Source organism: Amycolatopsis sp. SID8362, from assembly GCF_010550475.1.
Lineage (GTDB): Bacteria > Actinomycetota > Actinomycetes > Mycobacteriales > Pseudonocardiaceae > Amycolatopsis > Amycolatopsis eburnea.
In genome coordinates, this window is sequence record NZ_JAAGNB010000902.1 from 1 (window position 1) to 259 (window position 259).

1 pseudogene is annotated in these 259 nt (G+C 73.0%); it reads left to right on the plus strand.

The annotated features are described in order from the left end of the window. Positions 1–259: pseudogene (locus G3I65_RS27795) on the plus strand (hypothetical protein); the annotation flags it as partial.

Here is a 259-nt window from a genome sequence, read left to right on the forward strand (position 1 = left end):
CTGCTCGGGCTGGCCGCCGGTGCGTTCGCCGTCGCCGTGCCGCCGGTGCTCGCCGGGCTCCTGCGCGACGACCTCGGCGTCACCTGGGGTCCCGTCCTCGTCCTTCTTATGGCAGCTGTCATAGGCGCGCTCGCCTTCACCCGGCTCACCGAACGACCCGCGCACGACGAAGCCGACCTGAAGATCCCCGGCCTCTTCTGGTGGCGGCTCGTCACCGGCGTGCTCGGCCTTGCCACGGCGGCCGCCGCGGTGATCGGGA